15 protein-coding genes and 1 other RNA gene are annotated in these 16,047 nt (G+C 42.6%); 4 read left to right on the top strand and 12 right to left on the bottom strand.

The features are described 5' to 3' along the window. Position 1: 1 nt before the first annotated feature. The 9 genes from ACR63T_RS06045 to ffs all read right to left on the bottom strand — a co-directional run bounded on the left by ACR63T_RS06045 (position 2) and on the right by ffs (position 8,405). Positions 2-1,177: an ABC transporter permease gene (locus tag ACR63T_RS06045; RefSeq protein ID WP_472785092.1), complete on the bottom strand. Its 1,176-nt coding sequence runs from the start codon at positions 1,175-1,177 to the stop codon at positions 2-4. Beyond that, positions 1,177-2,247, bottom strand: a complete 1,071-nt coding sequence (gene yejB, locus ACR63T_RS06040) for a microcin C ABC transporter permease YejB (protein WP_201573190.1) — start codon at positions 2,245-2,247, stop codon at positions 1,177-1,179. Before yejB ends, ACR63T_RS06045 begins: the two co-directional genes overlap by 1 nt. A gap of 83 nt (positions 2,248-2,330) precedes the next feature. Then, a complete protein-coding gene (gloB, locus tag ACR63T_RS06035; RefSeq protein WP_472785091.1) occupies positions 2,331-3,110 on the bottom strand; it encodes a hydroxyacylglutathione hydrolase in 780 nt (259 codons plus the stop codon). 65 nt (positions 3,111-3,175) lie between these two features. Continuing rightward, positions 3,176-5,005 (bottom strand): extracellular solute-binding protein, encoded by a 1,830-nt coding sequence (locus ACR63T_RS06030; RefSeq protein WP_472785090.1) that lies wholly within the window; start codon positions 5,003-5,005, stop codon positions 3,176-3,178. A gap of 242 nt (positions 5,006-5,247) precedes the next feature. Beyond that, positions 5,248-6,360 (bottom strand): 3-phosphoserine/phosphohydroxythreonine transaminase, encoded by a 1,113-nt coding sequence (gene serC, locus ACR63T_RS06025; RefSeq protein ID WP_201573184.1) that lies wholly within the window; start codon positions 6,358-6,360, stop codon positions 5,248-5,250. 105 nt (positions 6,361-6,465) lie between these two features. Continuing rightward, positions 6,466-7,278 (bottom strand): hypothetical protein, encoded by an 813-nt coding sequence (locus tag ACR63T_RS06020; protein WP_472785089.1) that lies wholly within the window; start codon positions 7,276-7,278, stop codon positions 6,466-6,468. 65 nt (positions 7,279-7,343) lie between these two features. Continuing rightward, the gene (locus ACR63T_RS06015; RefSeq protein ID WP_472785088.1) at positions 7,344-7,514 is read right to left on the bottom strand and encodes a hypothetical protein; all 171 of its coding nucleotides are present in this window, start codon (positions 7,512-7,514) and stop codon (positions 7,344-7,346) included. Positions 7,515-7,588: 74 nt separating this feature from the next. Further along, positions 7,589-8,068: a hypothetical protein gene (locus ACR63T_RS06010; RefSeq protein ID WP_472785087.1), complete on the bottom strand. Its 480-nt coding sequence runs from the start codon at positions 8,066-8,068 to the stop codon at positions 7,589-7,591. A gap of 240 nt (positions 8,069-8,308) precedes the next feature. Beyond that, an RNA gene (ffs, locus tag ACR63T_RS06005) (signal recognition particle sRNA small type) lies at positions 8,309-8,405 on the bottom strand. Between the two features lie 304 nt (positions 8,406-8,709). On the opposite strand from ffs, the gene ACR63T_RS06000 reads away from it, so the two are divergent. Continuing rightward, positions 8,710-9,441: an SIMPL domain-containing protein gene (locus ACR63T_RS06000; RefSeq protein ID WP_201573177.1), complete on the top strand. Its 732-nt coding sequence runs from the start codon at positions 8,710-8,712 to the stop codon at positions 9,439-9,441. 148 nt (positions 9,442-9,589) lie between these two features. Here ACR63T_RS06000 and ACR63T_RS05995 read toward each other — a convergent pair whose 3' ends face one another. The 3 genes from ACR63T_RS05995 to glnA form a co-directional block, all read right to left on the bottom strand. Further along, a complete protein-coding gene (locus tag ACR63T_RS05995; protein WP_472785086.1) occupies positions 9,590-10,378 on the bottom strand; it encodes a DUF4124 domain-containing protein in 789 nt (262 codons plus the stop codon). 150 nt (positions 10,379-10,528) lie between these two features. Beyond that, the gene (locus ACR63T_RS05990) at positions 10,529-10,783 is read right to left on the bottom strand and encodes a hypothetical protein (protein WP_201573171.1); all 255 of its coding nucleotides are present in this window, start codon (positions 10,781-10,783) and stop codon (positions 10,529-10,531) included. Positions 10,784-10,960: 177 nt separating this feature from the next. Further along, complete coding sequence (gene glnA / locus ACR63T_RS05985) at positions 10,961-12,370, bottom strand: type I glutamate--ammonia ligase (protein WP_472785085.1); 1,410 nt, start codon at positions 12,368-12,370, stop codon at positions 10,961-10,963. Positions 12,371-13,083: 713 nt separating this feature from the next. On the opposite strand from glnA, the gene ACR63T_RS05980 reads away from it, so the two are divergent. From ACR63T_RS05980 to trpC, 3 genes are all read left to right on the top strand, one after another. Continuing rightward, on the top strand, positions 13,084-13,707 hold the full coding sequence (locus ACR63T_RS05980) for an anthranilate synthase component II (RefSeq protein WP_472785084.1): 624 nt from the start codon (positions 13,084-13,086) through the stop codon (positions 13,705-13,707). Between the two features lie 185 nt (positions 13,708-13,892). Beyond that, positions 13,893-15,026, top strand: coding sequence for an anthranilate phosphoribosyltransferase (gene trpD / locus ACR63T_RS05975; protein WP_472785083.1), 1,134 nt, complete (start codon positions 13,893-13,895; stop codon positions 15,024-15,026). 65 nt (positions 15,027-15,091) lie between these two features. After that, a complete protein-coding gene (gene trpC, locus ACR63T_RS05970; RefSeq protein WP_472785082.1) occupies positions 15,092-15,952 on the top strand; it encodes an indole-3-glycerol phosphate synthase TrpC in 861 nt (286 codons plus the stop codon). Positions 15,953-16,047 lie beyond the last annotated feature (95 nt).

The raw sequence follows: 16,047 nt of genomic DNA, 5'->3' as shown, positions 1-16,047 counted from the left end.
ATTAAGAGCGCCTCGGATCAAACGCATCACGTAGCGCTTCGCCAATGAATATAAGCAGCGATAAAATAAAGGTGAGACTAAAGAATCCTGATAAGGCAAGCCACGGCGCATCTAAGTTGTTTTTACCTTGTACCATCAGCTCTCCTAACGAAGGCGAGCCTGGCGGTAGACCATAACCTAAAAAGTCCAGTGCAGTTAAAGCAATAATATTAGCGGTCAAAATAAAGGGCAGTTGTGACAGACTCGATGCTAGCGCATTAGGTAAAATATGCTTGAGCATGATTTGACTATCGCTAACCCCTAAATTACGCGCCGCGCGCACATAATCAAAATTACGCGCCCGTAAAAATTCTGCTCGCACTAAACCTACCAGCCCCATCCAGCCAAATAGTAGCATCAAGGCAAACAGTACATAGATGCTAGGGCTGAACAGACTGACAAGAATAATAATCATAAACAGCTGCGGCATCCCGCCCCAGACTTCCATAAAGCGCTGACCCGCTAGATCGACCCAGCCGCCATAATAGCCCTGAATAGCACCAACAATAATACCGATCAGCGCGCCTGCTAAAGTCAGCGCTAAGCCAAACAGTAGCGACACGCGCAAACCGTAGAGAATACGTGCCAGCACATCGCGGCCTTGGTCATCCGTACCCAGCCAGTTTTGACTATTGGGCGCGGCAGGATAAGGAATCGCCAGCTCGACGTTTGGCGTTTGATCGGCAAACGGTATTAGTGGCATCACATAATAGCCTTGGGCATTTATTAATTCTTGAACCGCAGGATCTTTATAATTGGCTTCAGTCTCAAAGATACCGCCAAAGGTAGTCTCAGGATAGGCTTTGGCAACAGGGAAGTAATAGCCGCCATCGTATTGCACCATCAAGGGCTTATCGTTGGCAATGACATCAACCGCCATACAGATGACAAAAATTATGGCAAACACAATTAATGATATCAGCCCTAAGCGGTTGCTTTTAAAGCGCTTTAGCCGCGCTTGCCAAATAGGATTTAACCGTGATTTTTTATGAGCAGATACGGTCAGATTGGAGTCAAAGGGTGGCTCAGATTCAGGATGTTGAGAGGGTTTGGAAGAGCTAGAGTCCCGTAAACTAGTACTAGCAAGCTTGGCATCAGTAGTAGCATGAGGATCAGGTGCTATATGAGAAGTTGACATTAGCGACCCTCAAAATCAATGCGCGGATCGATCAAGTGATAGCTTAGATCACTGATCAGCTGCAGCAGCAGACCCAGTAAAGTAAAGATAAATAGCGTGCCAAAGATCACAGGATAATCACGCTGTTGAATAGCCTCGAAACCTAACAGTCCAAGTCCATCTAACTTGAAAATAATCTCAATCAAGAAATTACCCGCAAAAAATATCCCAACGATAGCCGCTGGAATACCAGCAATAATAATCAGCATCGCATTACGAAACACATGCCCATAGAGCACTTGGCGCTCGCCCAAGCCTTTGGCACGTGCGGTCAGTACATACTGCTTGCCAAGCTCTTCTAAAAAGCTAAACTTGGTCAAATAAGTCAAGCCTGCAAAACCGCCAACGGTGCTCGCTAGCAGCGGCAAAGCTAGATGCCAAAAGTAGTCTTTTATTTTGCCAAGCAAGGATAGCTGATCAAAATTCTCTGAGGTCAAACCTTGTAATGGAAAGATATTCCAATAGCTGCCGCCTGCGAAGAATACTAACAATATCACTGCAAATACAAATACAGGTATCGCATGACCTATCGCTAACAGCATAGCGGTCGCTTTATCGATACCTGAGCCATGATGCATCGCTTTATAGACACCAAGCGGAATAGCGATCATATAGATGAGCAGCGTGCTCCACAGACCAAGGGAGATAGAGACTGGTAGTTTTTCAATGATTAAGTCGGTCACTGACTGACCCTTAAAGAACGACGTACCAAAATCTAGCCGCGCATAGTCTTTTAGCATGATCCAAAAGCGCTCAGGAGCTGATTTATCAAAGCCATATTGCGCATTGATAGCGGCGATCATATCGGCTGATAAACCGCGGGTACCTTGATAAGTGCTATCGCTACCACCTGCGCTACCAGCACCAACATTACCGTTGAGCGCATTATCTTTAGCGCCTTGTTCAATGAGTGCTAATTGTTGTTCTACGGGGCCACCAGGGGCTGCTTGTACAATGACAAAGTTTGCCAATAATATTAAGAACAGCGTCGGTAATATCAGCAGCAGCCTCTTTAAGATATAACGACCCATAGCGACGGCTTCCTAACTGGCAAATAAAATTTAGATAAAAATACTTATAACAAAGCAATGTAAAATAAAGCTAAACAGCACTTTTAAAAGTTATCTTTAAGCTCGCGTAATGCAGCAAACACAGTCAATGGCTCTTCATCTTTAAGCGCCATCTTGGCCTGAACTCCTGCAATGACACTAGGCTCCTTTACTCGTAAAAATACATTGACCGCGCGTTCATGCTCTAAGGTAACAGGCAGCGTACACACACCTTGTGCCGTTTGCTCTTCGGCTTGTGCCAGCGCTTGTTGTATAGCCACATTATCAGGCTCAATAGTTAGGGCAAAACGTAAGTTATTAGCCGTGTACTCATGGGCAGGATACAACAAAGTATCAGCAGGCAACTCATTAATGCGCTTAAAGCTTCCAAAAAGCTGCTCGATAGTGCCTGTGAATACTCGACCACAGCCGCCGCTAAATAAGGTATCACCACAAAAACAGTGCTTGCGACCCTCATTATCTAACACATAGGCAATATGACTGCCCGTATGGCCTGGGATATCCCAAACTTGTGTTGAACAGCCCCAAGCGCTGACCGTGCTGCCATCTTTAATCGTTTGATCTTCTTCAACGCCATGTTCGCTATGGGCGACGATATGCGACATCGGAAAATACTCTTGCAGCTCCATCACCCCGCCCGTATGGTCAAAATGATGGTGCGTGGTCCAGATTGAGATTAGCTCAAGCCCATGCTCTTGCATATACTCGGCAACTGGGGCCGATTGACCTGGATCTATGACGATAGCTTGTTTATTATTTTTATTAATTAATGTCCAAATATAATTGTCATTAAATGCTTTGATTGGATGAATATGCATATCCATAGTAGATCCTTATTTTTTAACAATGTTTTTAGCAACGGTTTCTATTGTACTCTAAAGGATTTAGTTTAGCGGTTTAAATACTTATCGACACGCGCCTCGGCCTCAGCATCTACCCACCAATAATCAATACCGACAGCATTAGTCGGCAAAGTAGCATGACGATACTGATCCCAATACGCGACATTAGTGCCTGATTTACCATATAAAGGGACTAGATAATGACCTGCGCGCAGCAGACGATCGAGCACATGAGTATAGAGTACAATCTCATCACGACTCTCAGCATCAGCGAGCGCCTCAACGACTTTGTCGATCGCTACATTCTTAATGCCCATCGTATTATTATTGCCTACCTCATCAGCGGCAGCACTACCCCAATAGCTAGCCTGCTCAGCGCCAGGCGACAAGCTTTGCGCGAACACATCGACGCTCATATCATAGTCATAGCTACGCATACGCTCTTGAAACTGTGGCCCATCCACTTGGCGCAGCTTAGCATCAAATCCCAAACGCTGAATACTACGAATATAAGGTAATAATACGCGGCTTAGAGAGTCGCCTGTCATTAGTATCTCAATTTGCGCAGGCGTCCCATCAGGCTGATACAGCTTCATATTCTCATAATAAAACCCTGCCGCAAGCAACAACTTACGTGCGTTTAGCAAGCCTTGTCGATTAAAGCCGCCACCATCGCTGGTAGGCAATTGCCACTTGGCCAATACTTCCTGACGCTGCATAGGCTCAAGACTAGGTAGTAGCGGTGTTAAAACTTCCATCTCTTCAGTAGACGGCGTGCCTGTAGCTGCTAATTCTGAGCCATGAAAAAAGCCTTGCAAGCGCTCGTATTGATTATGAAATAACGTCTTATTCATCCACTCAAAATCATAAGCGAGACTTAGCGCTTTGCGTACGCGAATATCTTGAAACAACGGCCGTCTATTATTCATAATCAGCCCTTGCATTGGCACTGGATTTTGAGTGCTTATTGACTCTTTTTTGACCATGCCAGATTTTACCGCGGGGAAGTTATAGCCTTTTGCCCAGTTAGAGGCTTTGTTCTCAGGGCGAAAGCGGTATTGACCTGATTTGAAACCCTCAAAAGCAATCTCATCGCTCTGGTAATAAACAAACTTGATCCTATCAAAATTATAACGCCCACGATTGACCATTAGATCTTGTCCCCAATAATTTGGGTCACGCACATAACTCACTGATCGTCCCGCCTCGACGCGTCCCAGCTTATAAGGGCCGCTACCCATCAGAGGCGTTAGGCTGATTTTTTCAAAGTCTTTATCGATAGAAGATTTGGCAAATACAGGAAATTGACCGACGGTTAATAAAATCTCTTTATTGTCGCTTGATGCAAATACAAACTTTACGCGCTGCTTATCAACGATTTGTACTTCTTTAATATCGCCTAAATAACTACGTATGAACATCGGGCCTTTGGTCAGCAATGCATCATAAGTTGCTTTGACGTCATCACTGGTAACGGGCGACCCGTCCCAAAATTTTGCGTCAGGGTTAATGTGATAAATAATCCAGCTGGTATCGTCTGGATCGTAGGTAACTTGACTTGCCAGCTGTGGATACATGGTAAAAGCTTCGTTTAGCGAGCCGGTCATCAGCGTATCATACAGATAATCAGTACCTATCATCGCCACCCCAGTAGTCATCCACTTATTCGCCGCATTAAAAGTACCACGCGTATCTAAAGATAACGTACCACCTGTGGGTGCATCTGGATTGGCATACGGCATAAAGGGAGCGTTGACATACTCGGCAGTGCTATTGTGCCCAAGCGCTGACACCGTAATAGGCGCAGCATGGCTGGCTGCTATCCAACTGATGGTTAGACTGACTAATGTGGTCTTTACGAAGGTAGTTTTTATCATAGTGAATGCGGTGAAAAACCTGTGCGCTTAACTAGGTGACTAATATTGTAAATATTTATCATAGCAAACTTCGCTTTTTTAACCTAATGGTTTGCGAAGTTAGCAATACAGATAAAGCTGTTGAAGGTTTAGAGCGTGTTCAACTTAAAATAAAAAAAGACGTAATCACTATGTCAGTGACTACGCCTTGTCAGTAATTGCGCCTTTTATCTACATAAACAAGCTACTATCTCTACTACTACCTAACCATACTTCTTCTCAAAATCTTTCATAAAGTCAACCAGCTGCTGCACCCATTCAAGTGATACTGCATTATAGATGCTCGCGCGCATACCACCGACTTCACGATGACCTTTTAGATGTAATAATCCAGCCTTTTCTGACTCCTCAAGGAATACTTTATCAAGCTCACTATCCTTTAGCGTAAAAGGTACGTTCATGATCGAGCGATGCTTAGTCGCAACTGGGTTATGATAAAACTCACTGTCATCGATAGTCTTATAGAGCAGTTCGGCTTTTTGATTATTAATTTTGCCTATAGCTTCAACACCGCCTTGCTCTTCTAACCAGTCAAAGACTAACCCTGCAAGATACCAAGAGTAAGTCGCTGGCGTGTTCGACATCGACTCTTTTTCAACTTGATGGGTATAATTCATGAGTAATGGACACCATTCACTTGCCTGCCCAAGCAGATCTTCACGAATAATGACAATGACTAAGCCGGCTGGACCGATGTTCTTCTGCGCACCCGCATAGATCATCCCATAGTCAGAAACATTAATAGGTTGCGATAAGATACACGACGACATGTCAACGACAAGGGGTACATCAACTTTTGGTGGCTCAAATATTTGTACGCCATGAATGGTTTCATTGGCACAATAGTGAAAATAAGCCGCATTGTCACTCAGCTTCCACTCACTTTGTGCAGGTACGTCAGTAAAGCTAGAAGCTTTTCCTGTCGCCACCTCGACTACTTCACCTAAGCCTAATGCTTCGTAACGGCGAGCTTCTTTAATTGCTTTGGCTGACCACGTACCTGTGGTGAGATAATCAGCATGTCCGTCTTTAAGCAGATTCAATGGAATCGCTGAAAACTGTAAACTACCGCCCCCTTGCAAAAACAGTACTTTATAATTATCGGGGATAGCCATGAGCGAGCGCAGTTTGGCTTCCGCCTTTTCGGTGATCGCTAGATATTCCTTACTGCGATGACTGACCTCCATCACCGATACACCGCGACCTTGCCAATCAAGCAGCTCATCTTGCGCCCGCTCCAACACTTGAGTCGGTATCGTTGCAGGACCCGCACTAAAGTTAGGGGTACGATGGGCAACAGGTTTGTTATCAGTCATAATTATCGTCCTAAATAGGTTTGAGTTAGATAAAAGAAAAAGAGTCGAACAGTTTTAATTATAAGGTGCGTTTGGTATCGGTGTGCAGTGATAAACTTATTTATTTTACTGAGAAATTTGCTCCCACAGCTGACGCTTAAGCGTGCTATCTGCAAGCATAGCATCCAAGGTCACGACGCTGACCAAATTAGGATGGGTCAAACCAGCAGGCAGCTCAGTTAAAGCAGCAACTTGACTCTCCTCACTGCGCCCTATTTTGAACAGGTAACCTGCAAGGCTAGCATTGGCAAGCTCAGCTGTGTCCATGCCCGCGCAAATAGGAAAAGAGATCGTGTCACACTCTAACGATAAAGCTTGAGTAATATTTTGCCACAGCTTTTGGCTATCACTGTTAAGCGCTTGGATATCAACGATAAGCACCCAATTATTATAGCGCCCGCCCTGCAAGTCAAAAGCTGCTACTTGGTCTAAAGTGGCATTATCAACATCAACATTAGCGTTATCAAAAGCGTCAAGGATAGTAGGCGCAGTCGTTTGCTCAATCAAGGGCGCAACAACATCTGCCACTGTCGGCATGTCTTGTCTTGCTCTGGCAGCAACAGCGTCAGAATCCTGCGTTACAGTATCTACATTATTTGCCCATTCGCTATCTGCTGCGACTAAGGGCGATGCTGTCAAATTTACCGCATCTGAACTTACAGCATCTTGCTTGCTCATTGACTGACTAACAGGGTTATCAACAGAGGGTTGATCAATATGAGCTGTTTCAGTCGAATGAGCAACATCCGCTATATTTAGAGTCGCGGAGCTCGGCTGTATCCACAGCCCAATACCCATCATCGCCAAAATCTGCCGCTGCTGTACTTGCTGCTGCAAATGGCGTTGTTGTAATACGGTAACATTTTGGGTATTACTCATGAAAAGGGGCTTATCCTAATTATTCTGACAAAAGATACTAAAATGTGTTGATACTGAATAAAGGCTCAATCAACCAACTGCCGTACGCCAATCCAGCGCTCAGCTGACACTGTCAAACAGTCGTATTCATCTTGCGAGACTATCGTATCGTGTAACATAGCCGTATGCAAGGTGCTCAGCCATAGTCGATAATCGTTATGCTTGTACGCGCTATAGGTATGGTTATTATAAGCCATTTTTTCCAATTTTAGTCGGCTGTCATCTTGCTTATCATAAGTGCTATGCGCTACTGGAGAGGTGTTGATAATGACTAATAACTATTTAAACGCTTTGCCGTCAATAATAACCATTGTAAATCAGTATCGCTGATCGCTGCTAGATCTATACTTATCAAGCGCGCATAACGTCTTAAGTCTAAAACATAACCTTTATTTTTTAATGCTTGCGGATCAAATGAGGTCGATAAACGATAAGCCAATATAATAAGCATCATCTGCTGGGCAGCATTAAGACCTTGAAATAGTTGCCCTGATGGGTCTAATTGTACCGTAATACTCTCAATGCATGCCTGTAGCACTTGCTGATAAGAGGCCGTTTTTGTGTCCACGCCTAACACTTGTTGTAAGACGGGTAATAACTGCTGCAAATGCAATGCTTGCCATAATGATAAAATCGTTGCTTGCTGAGGTTTTGACTTGGCTTTTGATGAATAAATTGACGGTGAATGAGCTACTAGTGAGTCAGCGCTGCTATCAAAATTATTATTAATATTAACGGTTAAATAAGTCAATCATTCATAGTTGCTTTCTAAATGGTTACTGTCTCAATAGTTACTTTCTCAAACAGTCGAGTTATTGGTATTTTGTGTTAACTATCTTAACTCATAACCACGGCTCTTCTAAACTCTCTAGCTAAATTTTAGGCAAAAAAAATCCTTTATTAATAATAATAAGGATTCGATATATCACAAGAATATGTACGTACTTAAATAACTATTAGCTTTCAATAAACAGCAGGCAAAAAAAAGCGACTCCAAAAGCACATCCTCGGCACACATTGTAACTAATACCGTTGCTACCTTCCGGTCCTGGCGGGGTTCATAGAACAATGTTGCGAGGCTACCAATGGAGCCACCAGTTGCAAATTATACCCACTTTTTTTAATTTTACAACCCCTGTGTTTAGATAGAGGATAACTTTTAGAATATGGCTTATTTATAAGTTGTAATGACACACAGAAGTTACCGGTTATAGAACGGTAAGATAAATAACAAAACCCTTATAGCATCTGTAGTTAGACCTGTTATTTTAGCTAGAACGCGTTTGTAATAACTCGTCTATAAAACAGTTAAACTTAATCTAAACATACCTTGATACTCTACCATGCTCGCTCCTTACTATTCTGGAGCATTTCACTATTTTGGAAATAATTATGAAAAATACTATTTTAGATAATAAATGGTTAAAGAAAACAGCTATTGCCTCAAGCACAGCGTTATTACTGACAGCCCTTATGAGTAGCGCTCACGCCGAGCCGACAGGTTACGATCAGCTTAGCTTTCAGACAGAAGTGAAAGAAGAGATTGCTAATGATGAAGTAAGAGCCAGTCTCTATAAAAAGGCGCAAGCTAACGATGCAAAAACCTTAGCGACGACTCTGACGACTTCAATCAATAGAGCTTTAGCTATTGCTAAGCGCTACCCTACAGTCACCATCAGTACAGGGCAGCAAAACACCTATCCACGTTATGATAAAAACGACAAAATCATCGGCTGGACTGGGCAAGCTAATATCGATCTTAAGAGCACTGACTTTGTGGCAACCAGCCAGCTCATAGCAGACTTGCAAGAAACATTAGTAATGAATAATCTAAACTTTGGAGTATCTGAGGTTAAAAAGGACGCCCTTGAGCAAAAGCTAATGACTGATGCCTCGCGCGCTTTTCAGCAACAAGCCAAAAACTTAACTCGCGCTTGGGATGCACGTGGCTATCGAGTAGTGACTGTCAATCTCAATACAGGCAATAACTACCCACGTCCTATGTATAGTGCTATGGAGATGCGAGCCACCTCAGCGGATGCTTCAGTACCCAGTCAAAACTTTGAGTCGGGCAATAGTACAATCTCAGTCACTGCTAATGGCACCATTGAGCTGACTAAATAAGTTAGGATAAATTTTGTAAACCGTATTTATTAAGTGATAATAAAAAGGCAATCGCTAACTCTAGTGATTGCCTTTTTTAATAGATTCAAATGCTATGTATCAAACATCATTTTATAGCAGGTATTTCGAGGGTCATCGTTGTATTGACTTATGGCGTATTCAAAAATTGAACATTAGTACCTTTATCCCTACGTAGCTTAAGTAACATTTTTTGTGTCCAAGATAAACGCTCATAAGCCAGTAGTTGCTCGGCTATTTTTTTATTTTGTTGCAATCTGACAGTGTTTTGAATCACATATACCTTACGCGAGACTTGTTGTACCACCTGACCTTTTTTATTCATGACCACTGCTCGAATATTATGCTCGCCCGGCAAGATATCAACAGTTGCTATTGATGCGCTGAGCCCTTGCGCTACAACAGTATCGTCAAGAGAAATCGTGACAGTGTCGCCTGCTTGCAGTGCAGGATTCATTTGCAGTTGCACTGCGATACTTTGTGCGGGACGACGATAAGCACGCTCCTCGCTTGGCTCAAGCATTGTCAGCTGATAATTCACTGCTCTAGTTTGTGCCGTCATCTCAGGCAAGTCAGCAACAGACTGAGCACTGAGCGTAGAGCTAGCGTTGTTATTTTGGCGGCTACTCGCTTGGCTGGTAGAAGTTTGATTAGCGCTATTAGCAGAGCTAGCACTTGGACTATTGCTATTGTTACCCGTAGTAATTCCCGTTTGACTGACTTGCTTATTTTCTTGCTGATCGTAGCTTTGTGGGTTGTCAGTAAAAGTGATCTGCCCCGTTTGACTATCGACAACTTTGTAAATAGGCGCCGCATTAAGTGTAGAAGCATAAAGACTAGCAGTACTAATTATTAGAGCTATTATTACCTTTGTGATTTGATCGTTTACTGATAGGTTTGCTTTAGATAATACAGTCATAATCAGCCCACTTAGTATTTATTCTGATAATTTATACTTACCTATTATGCGATACTTTTACTGTAAAAGCAGTAGTGACTATGCAAATGGATTGCTGCTTGAGTCTAATTTGACATAATAGTGTCTATTAAAACTGTTAAAATTGTTTATTCACATTCTAAAACCTATATAGAATAATAAAACACCAAAATATAAGACAACAGCTGAAATAGCATTTGCCGTTAAGCGATGTGAAAATACATCTCTTGTCCCATCAAGCAAACCAAAAATAACCTCGCCCAGTCCTCCTGTAAATCGATAATTATTTAAATCAACATTGCCTTTATCATCTGTAATAAAGCGCAGGTAGCCAAAAATTATGGCAAGACTGCCAGTGATCAATATTATGATTCTAAGGGTTTCCATTTTTTGACCCACATAGCTTGATATATTTTTAGATCCAAGCGCGACTTAACTTTTAATTAGAACAACGATCTAACTATAGCTTAAAAAAGCTATAGTTACTTATCTACCTACAACCACAAAAAAACCAGCTAAGATATTCTCAGCTGGTTTTTCTTATTCTGAATTTTTAAAAGCTAATTAGCAGCTATAGTACAGATCAAACTCTACTGGATGGACAGTAACGTTAACGCGTTGTACTTCTTCTTCCTTAAGCGCGATAAAGGCTTCTATAGAGTCTTTGGTAAACACATCACCTTTGAGTAAGAACTCATGATCATCACGTAAAGCTTGTAGCGCGACTTCTAAGCTCTCAGCAACCGTTGGAATCTGTGCTTCTTCCTCTGGTGGTAAGTCATATAGGTTTTTATCAGCCGCTTCACCTGGATGGATTTTATTCTGAATACCGTCAAGACCTGCCATTAATAGTGCTGCAAAGGTCAAATAAGGATTCGCCGCAGGATCTGGGAAACGCGCTTCGACACGTACCGCTTTTGGGCTACTAACGTGTGGAATACGGATAGAAGCTGAGCGGTTAGACGCCGAATAAGCAAGCTTGATAGGTGCTTCGTAATGCGGTACAAGGCGCTTATAGCTGTTAGTCGATGGATTGGTAATCGCATTCAAGGCGCGGGCATGCTTGATAATACCACCGATAAAGTAAAGGGCTGATTCTGATAGACCCGCATACTCATCACCCGCAAAAGTATTGACGCCATCTTTTGAGATTGACATATGCACATGCATGCCTGAGCCGTTATCACCAACGATAGGCTTGGGCATAAAGGTCGCCGTTTTGCCAAACTGATGCGCAACATTGTGAACGACATACTTTAATTGTTGTACTTCATCGGCTTTTTTGACCAGCGTATTAAAAGCAACACCAATCTCTGCCTGACAAGGCGCAACTTCATGATGATGAACTTCAACACAGCCTTCACCGATAATATCCTCAATACGCTCACACATAACCGCGCGCATATCGTGTGAGCTGTCGATTGGTGGTACAGGAACATAACCGCCTTTGACGCGCGGACGATGACCCATATTGCCCCACTCGTAATTTTTATTGGTTGACCATGCCGCTTCTTCTGCGATGATCTCATGGCTAACCCCTGACATCTCAATCGACCATTTTACTTCATCGAAGATGAAAAACTCAGGCTCAGGGCCAAAGTAGGCAGTATCACCAATGCCTGTTGACTTTAAATACTCTTCAGCACGGCGGGCGATAGAACGTGGGTCACGATCATAACCTTGTAGGGTTGATGGCTCAATGATGTCACAAGTGACAACGATAGTGACCGCATCGAAGAATGGGTCAACAAACGCAGACTCAGGGTCAGGGCGCAAGATCATATCAGAGGCTTCAATACCCTTCCAGCCAGCGATAGAGGAACCGTCAAACATTTTGCCATCTTCCATTGACTCTTCATCAATAGTAGATGCCGGAAAGCTCATGTGCTGCTCTTTACCGCGAGTATCAGTAAAACGAAAATCGACCCATTTGGCATTGGTTGATTCGATAAGATCTAAAAGTTTGTTCGACATAAATAGTCTTCCTTATGATTAGTATGAGATAAAGCTAGTTTTGACGCTAAATACGTAATGGTCTAAATACATAAATAGTACGCTGATTACTGTTAATAATACTTAACGAGCAAGACAATAATGTATCCGTCATCATAGCTTCTAAGCTTACAGTGCTAAGCTTATAGTGCTAAGCTATTTTATACAAATTTATCTAGCGCATGTTTCTATAACGCTCATTTATTTAAGTAATCTACATGATAAAAGGTGCAAGCCTTATGCCAATGTAGTAATTCCAGAACAATTGTATTTAGTATCAATATGTTATATATATTACCTTTAGATTACTAATCATCATAATAGATTTAATCCCAAAATGCGCATAGTAATATTATGATTTATTGCACTACTTTAGTGCAATACTTATAGAACAGCGTTATTATAGTGCACTACTATACACTATGAATAAAATTTAAAATCATTTTGGCGTTATGATTGTAGTCGTTAACTTTGCTTTGCTTACTTCAATAGATACTTATAGTTTAGACCATCGCTCTTAATGGTTTCAAACGGCGTTCAAAAAACTATTATCTAGCAGTAGATGGCTTATACCGTACATTTGCTAGATGATAGATTAGTGGTAAGATAGCAAAGATAGATTTTTCTCTATTTGTCTCTTAACTTGCTGATTATATATCAAGCAGTGACTGTTCTATTAATAGGTGCTACCCATAATGATTTTGATGATCGATAATTACGATAGCTTTACGTATAATATTGTCCAGTACTTTGGTGAATTGCAGCAGGATATCACGGTTTGGCGTAATGATCAGGTCACTATCGAGCAGATCAAAACTCTCGCCCCTGATGTTATTGTCATCGGTCCTGGCCCTTGTGATCCAGACCGCGCTGGTATCTCTTTAGAAATCATTGAAGCCTTTAAAGGGGTCATACCTATTTTGGGTATCTGCTTAGGACATCAAGCGATTGGTCAAGCGTTTGGCGGACAAGTTATTAAAGCAGGTGCCGTTATGCATGGTCGCCTATCCGCTGTTTATCATAATGGACAAGGGGTATTTACCGACTTGCCTAATCCCTCACAAGTGACTCGCTATCACTCCTTAGTTGTGGACAAAACCAGCTTACCTGACTGCTTAGAGATGACCGCTTGGACTAAGAATGCGGATGGTAGTATCGAGGAGATTATGGGCGTACGTCATAAAACTTTTGCCATCGAAGGCGTGCAATTTCATCCTGAGTCTATCTTAAGCGAAGCAGGCTATCAGCTGCTCAATAACTTCTTGATAACCCATCATTTAGCAGTTTTGAGTACTGATGAGCTACCGCAGGTTGGCTAGTTTATTACCTTTGAATAATTATATACCACCTCAAGCAGCGGCATGCTCCGTAAGATTAGGCCCTACGAAAATACAATGTCGCCAAGATACTATTTCAACAAGATACTATATTGCCAAGATACAATGTCACCAAAATACAATGTCACTAAAACAAGCCACTAAAATAAGAATATAAGTGAGACTCTATGAGTACTACTGCCCTCTCAAGCGCTAGCAAAAACGCTAAAGCTACTCCAGAAAGTATCGCCCAACGCTCGGATGAACAACTTCATAAGCTATTAGCCGTAGCGCTAGATCATATTTTACAAAGGATCGATTTGACCTTTGATGAGATGCGTGAGGTTATGCTGATTATTATGCAAGGCAAATGCAGTAATGCGATGATGGGCGCGATTTTGACAGGCTTACGTATGAAAGGCGAGTCTATCGATGAGATCACCGCCGCTGCCAGTGCCATGCGTGATTTGGCCGCCAATATAGCACCAAAGGGCAATTACCTAGTCGATATCGTTGGTACTGGCGGCGATGGTGCTAATCTATTTAATGTATCAACTGCCTCAGCATTAGTCGCAGCAGCGGCGGGTGCACAAGTCGCTAAGCATGGCAATCGCGGCGTCTCTACTAAGTCTGGCAGCTCAGATTTGCTAGAACAAGCAGGTATTAGCTTAGCTTTATCACCTGAGCAAGCGCTTGATTGTATCGAAAATCAAGGGATAGGATTCTTATTTGCGCCTAATCACCACAGTGCTATGCGCTATGCTAATCCTGTGCGTCGTGAGCTAAAAGCGCGGACCATCTTCAATATACTGGGGCCATTAACCAATCCTGCTGGCGTGCCAAATTTAGTGATAGGCGTGTTTAGCCCGCAGCTATGTGAGCCTATCGCCAAAGTTATGCAGAATCTAGGGGCGCGTCACGTGATGGTCGTCGGATCAAAAGATGGTTTGGATGAGATAAGCTTGGCAACCTCGACGACCGTCGCAGAATTAAAAGACGGTGAGATAAGTGTCTATGAGCTAACCCCTGAAGATGCTGGTATCGAGTCACAAACCCTAATAGGCCTCGATGTCGACTCTCCACAGCAAAGCTTACAGCTAATTTGTGCCGCTTTATCTGGTGAGGAGACCCATGATCGATCAGTGCTAAAAGCCCGTGACATGATTGCGCTTAATGCAGGTGCCGCTATCTATACGGCTGGACTTGCCAGCAATTATGCCAACGGCGTAAGTCGCGCTCAAGCCGTTATTCAAAATGGTAGTGCTCTCTTAAAGCTTGAGTCATTAGCGACTCATACTCAACATTTAGCTGCACAAGCTTAGAGTCTGTTGAATCACTACTATTTATTTCGCTATATTTTACCCATTAGGCTTTTAGGATGACTGCTATGACCAATACTACCGATCCAAATTCTACCATTCCCTCAGTATTACAACGTATAGTCGCTACCAAAATTGAAGAAGTGGCTGCTGCAAAGGCTATATTATCTTTATCCGATTTAAAAGCGCAAGTGGCTGCTGATAAGCGTGCGCGTCGCGGCTTTGCCACTGCCCTACGTTTAGCAAATCTAGGGGTCATTGCTGAAATCAAAAAGGCCTCACCTTCTAAAGGTGTTATCAATCATAACTTTGACCCTGCCTTATTTGCGCAGCAGTATGAGCAAGCAAGCGCTAACTGTCTATCAGTCTTGACGGATCGAGACTACTTCCAAGGTGATGATAGCTATCTATTACAGGCGCATAATAACTGTAATCTACCTGTATTGCGTAAAGACTTTATGATTGATGCTTATCAGATTTATCAGTCTTATTTGCTCGGTGCTGATTGTGTTTTATTGATTATGGCCTGCTTGGATGATGCGCAAGTACATGAGCTGCATGCCCTAAGTGTCGAGCTGGGTATGGATGTTTTAATTGAGATTCATACCTTTGATGAGCTTGAGCGCGCCCTACGCTTGCCTTACTCTCATCACAATATTTATGGCATTAACAATCGAGACCTCAATACTTTTAATGTTGACTTGCAGCATTCTATCAAACTTAAAAACGCACTAAGTACAGGTCTAAAAGACAAAACATCGGATATACCCCTGATCGTCACTGAAAGCGGTATCGATAACGCTAGTGATGTAACGTTAATGAAAAATCAAGGCTTTCAGCACTTTTTGATTGGTGAGCAGTTTATGAAAACCGATCATCCAGGTCAGGCGTTACAATCCTTACTTGCGAGTGTCGCAGCACAAAGGTAAAGTAATCTTTAGAAAACATGGCTTACTAGAAAATATAGCTTATAATTTTAAACGCTATAAACCAAATCCTTCACTAGGGTCTGTTGAACATTCGA

The organism is Psychrobacter sp. M17(2026) (genome assembly GCF_055699815.1).
This window is presented reverse-complemented; position numbering and strand designations above follow the sequence as displayed.

Bases quoted from the DNA above. Each gene is read 5' to 3' on its own strand.
- ACR63T_RS06030 (WP_472785090.1), bottom strand. From the start codon at position 5,005: ATGATAAAAACTACCTTCGTAAAGACCACATTAGTCAGTCTAACCATC.
- ACR63T_RS06020 (WP_472785089.1), bottom strand. From the start codon at position 7,278: ATGAGTAATACCCAAAATGTTACCGTATTACAACAACGCCATTTGCAG.
- trpD (WP_472785083.1), top strand. From the start codon at position 13,893: ATGAGTACTACTGCCCTCTCAAGCGCTAGCAAAAACGCTAAAGCTACT.
- ACR63T_RS06015 (WP_472785088.1), bottom strand. From the start codon at position 7,514: ATGGCTTATAATAACCATACCTATAGCGCGTACAAGCATAACGATTAT.
- yejB (WP_201573190.1), bottom strand. From the start codon at position 2,247: ATGGGTCGTTATATCTTAAAGAGGCTGCTGCTGATATTACCGACGCTG.
- serC (WP_201573184.1), bottom strand. From the start codon at position 6,360: ATGACTGATAACAAACCTGTTGCCCATCGTACCCCTAACTTTAGTGCG.
- trpC (WP_472785082.1), top strand. From the start codon at position 15,092: ATGACCAATACTACCGATCCAAATTCTACCATTCCCTCAGTATTACAA.
- ACR63T_RS05980 (WP_472785084.1), top strand. From the start codon at position 13,084: ATGATTTTGATGATCGATAATTACGATAGCTTTACGTATAATATTGTC.
- ACR63T_RS06000 (WP_201573177.1), top strand. From the start codon at position 8,710: ATGAAAAATACTATTTTAGATAATAAATGGTTAAAGAAAACAGCTATT.
- gloB (WP_472785091.1), bottom strand. From the start codon at position 3,110: ATGGATATGCATATTCATCCAATCAAAGCATTTAATGACAATTATATT.
- ACR63T_RS05990 (WP_201573171.1), bottom strand. From the start codon at position 10,783: ATGGAAACCCTTAGAATCATAATATTGATCACTGGCAGTCTTGCCATA.
- glnA (WP_472785085.1), bottom strand. From the start codon at position 12,370: ATGTCGAACAAACTTTTAGATCTTATCGAATCAACCAATGCCAAATGG.
- ACR63T_RS05995 (WP_472785086.1), bottom strand. From the start codon at position 10,378: ATGACTGTATTATCTAAAGCAAACCTATCAGTAAACGATCAAATCACA.
- ACR63T_RS06045 (WP_472785092.1), bottom strand. From the start codon at position 1,177: ATGTCAACTTCTCATATAGCACCTGATCCTCATGCTACTACTGATGCC.